This window comes from Alcanivorax hongdengensis A-11-3, from assembly GCF_000300995.1.
GTDB lineage: Bacteria > Pseudomonadota > Gammaproteobacteria > Pseudomonadales > Alcanivoracaceae > Alcanivorax > Alcanivorax hongdengensis.
The window spans coordinates 216,805-223,215 of record NZ_AMRJ01000003.1; the positions used below are offsets into that span (position 1 = coordinate 216,805).

At 56.5% G+C, this 6,411-nt stretch carries 6 protein-coding genes; 2 read left to right on the forward strand and 4 right to left on the reverse strand.

All coding sequences use genetic code 11. The features are described from left to right. The first annotated feature begins 10 nt into the window (after window positions 1–10). Window positions 11–679, forward strand: a complete 669-nt coding sequence (locus A11A3_RS04200; RefSeq protein WP_008928023.1) for a 2-thiouracil desulfurase family protein — start codon at window positions 11–13, stop codon at window positions 677–679. 120 nt (window positions 680–799) lie between these two features. Here A11A3_RS04200 and A11A3_RS04205 read toward each other — a convergent pair whose 3' ends face one another. From A11A3_RS04205 to speA, 3 genes are all read right to left on the reverse strand, one after another. Next, window positions 800–1,255: a DUF4112 domain-containing protein gene (locus tag A11A3_RS04205; protein WP_008928024.1), complete on the reverse strand. Its 456-nt coding sequence runs from the start codon at window positions 1,253–1,255 to the stop codon at window positions 800–802. After that, entirely contained in the window at window positions 1,255–1,599 is a 345-nt protein-coding gene (locus A11A3_RS04210; protein WP_008928025.1) for a Rieske (2Fe-2S) protein, read from the reverse strand. The genes A11A3_RS04205 and A11A3_RS04210 overlap by 1 nt, the downstream gene beginning before the upstream one ends. Window positions 1,600–1,687: 88 nt before the next feature. Further along, the gene (gene speA, locus A11A3_RS04215) at window positions 1,688–3,568 is read right to left on the reverse strand and encodes a biosynthetic arginine decarboxylase (RefSeq protein ID WP_008928026.1); all 1,881 of its coding nucleotides are present in this window, start codon (window positions 3,566–3,568) and stop codon (window positions 1,688–1,690) included. A gap of 181 nt (window positions 3,569–3,749) precedes the next feature. On the opposite strand from speA, the gene speE reads away from it, so the two are divergent. Next, entirely contained in the window at window positions 3,750–4,610 is an 861-nt protein-coding gene (speE, locus tag A11A3_RS04220) for a polyamine aminopropyltransferase (protein ID WP_008928027.1), read from the forward strand. Between the two features lie 92 nt (window positions 4,611–4,702). Here the strand turns inward: speE and A11A3_RS04225 are convergent, their stop codons facing one another. Then, window positions 4,703–6,358 carry a P-loop NTPase family protein gene (locus A11A3_RS04225; protein WP_157375306.1) on the reverse strand — a complete coding sequence of 552 codons (1,656 nt, stop codon included), beginning with the start codon at window positions 6,356–6,358 and terminating at the stop codon, window positions 4,703–4,705. Window positions 6,359–6,411 lie beyond the last annotated feature (53 nt).

A 6,411-nucleotide genomic window follows, 5' to 3' on the forward strand; every position in this document is an offset into this window, starting at 1 on the left:
AGGGTTCTACATGCTAACGGATTTGCTGGAAAAAATGGGCTTCGCCCTGCCCCGCCGGGAGATGGACAAACCCCTGGTGGGCGTCAGTGCCTGCCTGCTCGGGCAGCCGGTCCGTTATGATGGCGGCGACCGCTTCAACCACCTGATCACCAACCGGCTCAGCGACCTGCTGCGTTTCATGCCGGTTTGCCCGGAGGTGGCCATTGGCCTGCCGGTGCCCCGGCCACCGATACAGGTAGTGCAGATGGGTGAGGGAAAACGGGTACGCGGAGTACTGGAGCCGGAGCGCGACTTCACTGACGCGCTGGAAGCGGTGGCCGATGAGCTGGACGCGCCCCTCAGTGGCTTTCTGCTCAAGGCCCGCTCGCCCAGCTGCGGGCACCTGAGTACACCGGTCCATGACGACAACGGCCAACCCATCGGCATGGATTCCGGCGCCTTCGCCCGGCGCCTGCACCAGCGCTACCCGCGCATTGCCCTGGCCAATGAAAGCGATCTGGAAAAGCCGGCCTTTGTGCAGGAGTTTCTGCTACAGGTGTTCTGCTACCAGCAATGGCACGGCAGCGACCAGCAGGGCCAGTGGCTGCAAGGCATGCGTGAGCGCACCCATGTTCTGGAGGAGCCGCTGCAAACCTGCACCAACCATTACCTGCAACGGCTCAGCGAGGCGATGCACTAGCAGCCTGCCGGGGTCCAGCCGCCCGACAACATTGATTTGTCGCGGGAGCGTGCTTGCACGCGAATGGCCGGATTCGCGTGCAAGCACGCTCCCACAAGACACCCATTGATTGACGGGTTGCTAGTACCAGATCACCACGGCGGCGGTAATGGCACCAAACAGCAACGACAGCCCCAGCAGGGTGCCCCAGGGAAAAGGCGGCGCCGGCGGCTCGGTGTCCAGCTGTTTTTCCAGCCAGGTTTTCAGCAGCACGGTGTTGCGGGTGTTGGCCTTGAAGATGGCATCAAAGGCATCGCCCACCACCGGCAACAGCCCGCCGAAAAAGTCGATCAGCATGTTGCGCACCATACGCCGCTTGACCTTGCCGCTGGCGCCGGCGCGCTGGGCCTCCACCAGCACATAGCTGGCCAGCACCAGCCCGGCCAGATCCCCGAAACCGGGAATCAGGCCGATAATGGCTTCCGCGCCGATGCGGAATTTGGTGAAGGGAATACCGATATTGCTGTCGGTGAAACGGCTGAATTTTTCCAGCCGCTGCAGGGCGGCCTGCTGTTCTTCCCGGGTGGGCTCGGCCATTACAACTCCACGAACAGGCGGCCGTCTTCTTCGCTGACCGGCCAGGTCTGCAACGCCTTCTCGCCGCGCACCACATTCAGCAACTGAACGCCGGGCGGGAAGTTGGCCCACTCACTGACCTCACCGGTGCGGATATCGAAGCGGGCCCGATGCAGGGGACATTGCACACACTTGTCCTCAATAATCTTGCCCTTGCCCAGCGAGGCAAACATATGGGTACAACGGGCCTGGGTGGCATAAAACCCGTCGCTCAGGTGGTAAACCACCAGCTTGGTGTCACCGGCCTGAATGGCCTTGCTCTTTCCCTGGGGAATGTCACTGCTGGCGCAGAGATCGTGACGCATGTGTTTCTCCTGGCTGGCTTAAAAAGGTTGGGCTGGCAAGGCCGCCGGCGCTGCCATCGACAGCAGGCGGCCTCGCGCAAGATTGTGGCTACTCCAGGTAGGTATACCCTGCCAGGCCTTCGCGGACCAGCTCGATAAAGCCGTCCTGCTCGGCCTGCGCCAGGTGGGCCTGGCGGCAGTGCTGTTCCAGCGCTTCCAGCAGGCGATCCGGGTCATAGTTCACGTACCGCAGCACCGAGCTGACGGTATCGCCCTGGATGGCATGGTCCAGACGCAGGGCGCCGTCGGCATCCACATCCACATCCACCGAATCGGTATCGCCAAACAGGTTGTGCATGTCACCCAGGATTTCCTGGTAGGCACCAACCATGAAGATACCCAGATGGCCATTGAGCTGATCCGGCAGCGGCAGGGAGCTCTCCACCCCTTCGCCATCCACGAACTGATCGATGCGCCCGTCCGAATCACAGGTAATATCCTGCAACACGGCACGGCGGGTCACCGGCTGATCCAGACCGGACAGCGGCAACACCGGGAACACCTGGTTGATGCCCCACACATCCGGCACCGACTGGAACACGGAAAAATTCACGAACAGCTTGTCGGCCAGGGTTTCATTGAGTTGGTCGAGCAATTCACGCTGCTGCTTGCGCAGCGGATTGAGCCGCCCACGCAGGGCCAGCAGACAGTTGATATAAAGCTGCTCGCCCCGGGCCCGGGTGGCCAGCCCCAGCTCGCCGGTAATATAGCGTTGGTGAATGTCCTGCCAGGCACTGACCACTTCCGGGAAACGCTCCAGCAGGTTACCGGGCTCACCGGCCAGCGCCGCTTGCAGCTGCCACAGCTGATGCAGCTCGTCGGCGTCATCGGCGCCGGGCGCCTCCACGGTCACCGGTGCCATCTGTTCCTGGTCGGTGATGTTGACCAGCAGCACCGCATGGTGGGCGGTCAGCGCGCGACCGGATTCGGAGATGATATGCGGCTCGGGCAGACCGTGGCGGGCACACTGCTCCTGCAGGGTCTGCACGATGTGCCGGGCGTAGTCCGCCACGCCGTAGTTCATGGAGCAGTAGGAACGCGAGTGGGTGCCCTCGTAGTCCACGCCCAGACCGCCGCCCACGTCCACGGTTTCCACCGCCGCACCCAGCGCGCGCATCTCGGCATAGTAACGGGCCGCCTCGCGCATGCCCGCCTTGATATCCTGGATGTTGGCCACCTGGGAGCCCAGATGGAAATGCAGCAGCTTGACGCAATCAAGCCGGCCAGCCTGGCGGCAGTGCTCCAGCGCCTGCATCAACTGCGGCGCGCTGAGGCCGAACTTGGATTTCTCGCCACCGGTGTTCTGCCAGTTGCCCTTGCTGATGCTCATCAGCCGCACCCGCAGACCAATGCGCGGCGCCACGCCCAGCTCATCGGCAATGGTCAGCAGCGCCGGCAGCTCGGACATCTTCTCCACCACGATATGCACATGGAAGCCGAGCTTCTCGCCCATCAGCGCCAGGCGCAGGTATTCCGCATCCTTGTAGCCATTGCAGACGATGGTGTCACCGGGCCGGGAGAGCGCCAGCACCGCCAGCAACTCCGGCTTGGAGCCGGCTTCCAGGCCAATACGCTCGCCGTCATCGCGGGCCCGCAAAATCTCGTGCACCACCCGGCGCTGCTGGTTGACCTTGATCGGGTAGACCGGCGTGTAGTGGCCCTGGTACTGCTGGCCGTCAATGGCCTCACGAAAGGCCCCGGCCAGCAGCTTCACGCGCTGGCGCAGAATACCGGAAAAGCGCGCCAGCACCGGCGCACGCAGCCCCGCACTGCGGCAGGCTGCCAGCACCGCCTCCAGCGTGGCCTCCCCGCCCTGCTCCCCATTGGGTCGCACGCACAGGCGGCCCTGGTCGTCGATGCGGAAGTAGCTGTCGCCCCAGCGGTCCACGTTGTAGATCTCGCTGGCGGGTACGGGGGTTCTGTCGGTCATTACCTGTCCTGAATCACACTGGCACGCAACACGCGGGCAAGCCCGCAACAGGGGCCATTATGCCTGCCAGCCGCCGTCTGTCGCATCCCCTTTTCTTGTTTTGACAGACGCCCCCCATCTCTTACAATCGCGACTATCGTTCACCCGTCGAACACCCCTGTATTTTCCACCGGAATCGCCCATGAGCACCTCCAAGGACAACTGGTTTTACGAGCACTTCGACACCGCCGGCACCGCCTTTGGCCTGCGCCTGAAACAGAAGCTGGAAGAGGTGCAGACCGAGTATCAGCACATCGAAATGTGGGAGACCGACACCTTCGGCTACCTGATGACCATCGATGGCGCCACCATGCTCAGCACCCGCGACAACTTCCTCTACCACGAGATGATGTCGCACCCGGTGCTGTTCAGCCACGCCAACCCGAAACGGGTGATCATCATCGGCGGCGGCGACTGCGGCACCCTGCGCGAAGTGCTGCGCCACCCGGGCGTGGAAAAGGCCACCCAGATCGACATCGACGAGATGGTCACCCGCCTGTCCGAGAAATACTTCCCGGAGCTGTGCGAATCCAACAACGACAGCCGTGCCGAACTGCTGTTCGAAGACGGCGTGCAATACATGCGCAACTGTGAAGACGGCAGCGTGGACGTGATCATCGTGGATTCCACCGACCCGGTGGGCCCGGCGGAAGGCCTGTTCAAGGCCGACTTCTTCCGCGATTGCCACCGCGTCCTGGCCGATGGCGGCATCATCGTGCAACAGTCAGAGTCACCGCTGCTGCACAGCGACACCATCATCAAGGATCTTCACAAGAACATGCGCGAAGCGGGCTTCAGCAGCACCCAGACCCTGCCCTTCCCGCAGCCGGTCTACCCCAGCGGCTGGTGGAGCTGCACCCTGGCCGGCAAGAACACCGACGTGGCCGCGTTCCGCGAAACCGACGCCACCGGCAAGGGCTTTGAGACGAAGTATTATTCAGCGGCCATGCACAAGGGCGCGCTGGTGATGCCGCCGTTTATGGAGAAGGCGATTAAGGGCTAAGTTGAAAGTTGAAAGTTGAAAGTTGAAAAAGTGCCCTTATCTTCGTTGGAAGCAAGGGCATTTTTGTGAAAAGCAAAACATGAAATAAAAGATTAACTTTTATCTGCCTCATTTCGCTCTACCGCAAGCTCTACCCGTTTAAAAGTAGCATTAGACTCTTCAAGAACAGCCTCAAAATCTAAATAACTTGGAGCTTGTGTAAATCTCTTCCATCTATCCAAAAGGTATTTTTTAAACACAGACGCTCTCTTAAATCTAGAATCAATGGTAAGAGACTCAAGCTCTTCGCTAATACTTTCCCTCACATCAGCACTTAGTATTGGAGTATCGAATACCATCGCATCCAAATAGGCAAACTGTCCCATCCAGCGACGAAAATGATAGGCTCCCGAAGAAGTTATTCTAAATGAATCAGGCATCTCACCGATCAAAGCGCCATTTATATCCTCCTCAAAAGTCACCCTTTGCGAGGTTTCTATAAGCTTTTTATTGGTTGACCTTCTTAGTGACCTCTCTATCTGATCTCCGGTAAAACCTGAATTCTGCAACTCAGAAAAGAGTTCACTAGTAAGGCAAAACCCATCGTTATCTCTATGCCTTCCATCCAAATCTAGAAAAGCCAATATTATAGGCGCCAAAAAATGCTCATTTGGATCAGAATTGGAAATATCGAATAAATTCATTGCCATTGATGTATCTGAACTATAATGCGAATACTCGCCCAATAGAGCCTGCTTAGTAAATTCATGAAGGGGAATTCGATACCTTCCTTTTGTAGCCATTTTTTCTATTATTTTTTCTGCATCAACGCCCGGACTACCAATAAAATTGGTAACAAATTCAATGGCAGCCCTGATATTCCCTCCTGTTATATTGGAAAGAAACTCAAGAAGCTCAGAATTTCCCCTCAATGAAGACAGAAGAGCTTTAAGAAACAAAGCCAAGCTCTCTGCATTAACCGCAAAACCACGATAAACTTCACTGGAAACATTCCCCTCTGCCATTTTCAAAGCAAATCCAAGCCGCTTCTCAATTACCTTATCAATACGGGGAGGCGAAATCGTGAATACTTTATGCGGGTAGGCTGTAAGCGCTCCAGACCTTTTGGACCTAAAGAAAGTTTGCGGCCGCACAGAAATAAAAACCATGGATTCCCAGTCTTGGGCAAGCTCCTGACCAATAACAAAAGCCTCTTGCTGGACTTCAAAGTCCCTTTGATCTGCATTATCCAAACATATTATTACTTGCTTCTGGGATGTTTTCGAATAATAACCAATAACTCGCTTTAAATGCTGATCTCTCTCACCATATAAACTCTCTATCTTTTCCAGAAGCTTTGTTTCATACAAATCGGGATCAGTTTCCTTTTTCCTTCCCCACACACCTCTCGAGAACCGACTAATATCCGCAGCATAAACACCTTTTATTATCCCGCTCTCATAAGGATCAACCTCATATTTATCTATTAACTGGCGCTCCACCTCATTCAGAATGAAAACACGAAGGTTTTCTGTGAGCGAAGCCTTAGACCCCAAATCAATGTAGATATACAGCGCTTTCTTGAATTCTTCATGTGCACTGTTATACATTAGGTTTTTAATAAAAGATGTTTTACCAACCCCAACATCGCCCAACAAGACGATAGGTCTTTTTGCCACAGCTTCGGAAAGAACTTCTGGCGTAAGGTTATCACTTTTTTTGCTTTTTACACTTTTCAGGCTGGGCTGCGGCTCTGAAGAACTAAACAAAGAAGCATAACGGGCCTCAAGAGGTAGTGTTCAGAATTCTGTGTCATTTCTTT

Excerpts from the sequence above, each read along its gene's own strand:
- A11A3_RS04200 (WP_008928023.1), top strand. The coding sequence starts at position 11 with ATGCTAACGGATTTGCTGGAAAAAATGGGCTTCGCCCTGCCCCGCCGG.
- A11A3_RS04205 (WP_008928024.1), bottom strand. The coding sequence starts at position 1,255 with ATGGCCGAGCCCACCCGGGAAGAACAGCAGGCCGCCCTGCAGCGGCTG.
- A11A3_RS04210 (WP_008928025.1), bottom strand. The coding sequence starts at position 1,599 with ATGCGTCACGATCTCTGCGCCAGCAGTGACATTCCCCAGGGAAAGAGC.
- speA (WP_008928026.1), bottom strand. The coding sequence starts at position 3,568 with ATGACCGACAGAACCCCCGTACCCGCCAGCGAGATCTACAACGTGGAC.
- speE (WP_008928027.1), top strand. The coding sequence starts at position 3,750 with ATGAGCACCTCCAAGGACAACTGGTTTTACGAGCACTTCGACACCGCC.